The sequence below is a fragment of the Variovorax defluvii genome, from assembly GCF_039541515.1.
Taxonomy (GTDB): domain Bacteria; phylum Pseudomonadota; class Gammaproteobacteria; order Burkholderiales; family Burkholderiaceae_C; genus Variovorax; species Variovorax defluvii.
Genome location: NZ_BAABGJ010000045.1, coordinates 1 through 2,540 on the forward strand (window position 1 = coordinate 1; position 2,540 = coordinate 2,540).

The window sequence follows — 2,540 nt, forward strand, 5'->3', positions numbered from 1 at the left end:
TCGGGCGTTGTGCGAATGGCTGCGACGCGGCCGGGCACCAGTGAGAAGCTCAAGGTACCGGTCGACAGGCTCTGCGGCGCAATCTCCACGCGGGTGGTGACGTAGCCGCGAGCGACGACGGCTTGATGGGCACGCGCGCGGACCACTTCGACGCCCCTGGCGCCCAGGCAGCGGCCGACGGGGTCGTCATTGCGCTCTGGGCCCGAGAGATCGGCCACGGCCCACCGAAAGGCGTCGGACTGCTCGCCGACCCATCGCACGCGGTCGATGCGATGGCACGGGGATTCGGACTCGGGGATGCGTTCGGCCGGTGCCGGTGTCGCCCGTGACCGCGATGGACTGGCCGAGCACGAGGCCGCCTGCCGTGTTGGCGAAGCTCCGGGTGTCGGCACGCAGGGCATTCTTCGCGCCGATGAAGCCGGCCGTATTGGCGAGGTGGCCGGTCGACAGGCGCAAGGTGCCGCCGCTGGCGATGCCGCCCTGGCCACTTGCATGCCCGGATGCATGGGTGTTGATGAGCTGCTGGCCATGGGTGTCGATCACCATGGCCGCGCCGGACTGGATCAGGCCGGCATCGTTGTTCAAGAAGCCCGACCGGATCTCGACGTGGCCCGTGGCTGCCAGCGTGCCGCCCACGTTGCTCGCAGTCCCGTCGGGGCTGATGCCCAGGTCGCCCAGGGCCGTGATGCGACCGGCATCGTTCTTCAAGCTGCCCGCGGCAAGGGTGATGGAGCCGTTGCTGGCGATGGTGCCGGCGCTGTTGTCCAGGGCACCCCCGACGCTGATGTGCGTGTCCGCCGAGCCGGTCTGCAGGATCCGGCCGCCATGGGTGTTGGCGAGGTTGGAGACGTTCAGGCGCATCTGCCCGGCTTCCAGCTTGCCGCCCCGGTGGACCAGGCTCTGGCTGGCCTGGTTGTCGGCCGTCGCGCTCAGCGATCCGGGCGTGGTGATCGTCGCGCCGCTGGTGATGACGTTGCCATGGCTCGCCGTCAGTGCGATGCGGGCGGCGCGGGTGGTGCTGGAGGACAGATCGACACTCGCGCCCCGCAGCATCATCTCGCCCGCGGCGAGGTTGTGCCCCCCGGCCTCCAGCGCGCCGGTGCTCGTCACGCGCAGATCGCCCGCGCTGCCGAGCTGGCCCTCGGCCTGCACACCGGCACCGAGCACACCGGCGCCTTGCACGCTGCCCGCGCTGAGGGTCGTGTGGCGGGCCGCCGAGATCGTTCCGCGCGTGTTGAGCAACTGCCCGCCCGCCTGGATGCCGGCATCGCTGTCGCTGGCGAGAGTGCCATCGGTGTTGACCAAGTCGCCGCTCGTGGCGATGGCCAGATTGCCGGCGCGCAAGGTACCGCCCGCGTTGTTCAATTCGCCGACGTCGGCGCTGAAGCTGTTGCTGACGTGGAGGCTCCCGCCTGCGTTGCTGAAGCGTGGCCCGCTGACGGCCAGGTTCGCTACCGAGATCGAGCCACCCGTGTTGTCGATCTGCGCTGTGTTCAGCACGACGGGACCGCTTGGGAAGATGCGCCCGCCGTCGTTGAGGATCGCCCCGGCTGCGGTGATGGCGCCCGGCCGGGATGGGGCGGACGTCGTGACAGCGCCCGCCCCGCCGCTGCCAGCGGCCGCGGGCCCTGCCGCCGCGCTGCCACTGCCCGCACTCGCGCTCACCGAGCCGCTGCTCGCGGCCACGCTCACCGGCTCGGCCCCGATCACGCCCCCGGTGTTGCTCAGGCGGTCCGCCGTCACGGTGAGCCCGGCGCCGCCGGTCTGGCGCATCGTGCCCCCGCGGTTGTCGATGTCGCCGGCCGCGGCGATCTGCAGGCGCTGCGCCTCGATCGTGCCCTTGTTCTCCAGCCGCCCATCCGCCGTGATCACCATCTCGCCCGGGGCCAGGAAGTTGCCGCCGTTGCGCACGCCCAGGCCGTGTTCCGTGCCCACCAGGAAGATGTGGTTCGCATACATGCCGCCAAGCGCGGCCGTGTCCAATGCAAAGACCGGCTTGGCACCGGTGCCCGTGGTCGGCGTGATCCGGGTGCGGTCACCCGAGATCGTGTTGGCTCCGGTCACCACCTTCAGATCCTTGGCATGCAGCGCCGCATTGATCTGCACGGCGCGCGCAAGGATGGCGGCGTAGTCGGCCTTGCTGGCATCCAGGCCCAGCCCGTCGAGGTGGACCTGGCCGCTTCGCACGACGTAGCTGTCGAGTCCGCCCGCGGCGTTGTACTGCGGCGCTCCCGTCGTGAGCGTCACCCCGGCTGCGTTGATGAACGTGCCCCCGTTCACCGAGATGCCCGACGGGTTCGCCAGGATGAACTCCGCACGCTGGCCCGCGATCTCGACCGGGCCGTTGACAAGGGAGGGGTTGCTGGAGCTGACCTCGTTGACGATGATTCGCGCCGGGCCGGTCGCCAGGTAGGGGTTGCCCTGGATCCAGCCCCCGAGAGCCGACTGCACGTTCGAGCGCGCGTTGTTGACGATCACGCCCCGGGCCGGGACGTCGAACTGCTTGTAGAGGTTGCGCGAGACCCCGGCAGCGCTGGGGG

At 70.5% G+C, this 2,540-nt stretch carries 2 protein-coding genes; both read right to left on the minus strand.

Annotated elements, in window-relative coordinates:
* A partial coding sequence (locus ABEA07_RS16085; protein WP_345539071.1) for a POTRA domain-containing protein occupies window positions 1–218 on the minus strand: 218 nt, incomplete at its 3' end.
* Window positions 187–2,540 (minus strand): two-partner secretion domain-containing protein (locus tag ABEA07_RS16090; protein ID WP_345539072.1); only part of this gene is annotated, 2,354 nt, incomplete at its 5' end. The genes ABEA07_RS16090 and ABEA07_RS16085, both read right to left, overlap by 32 nt.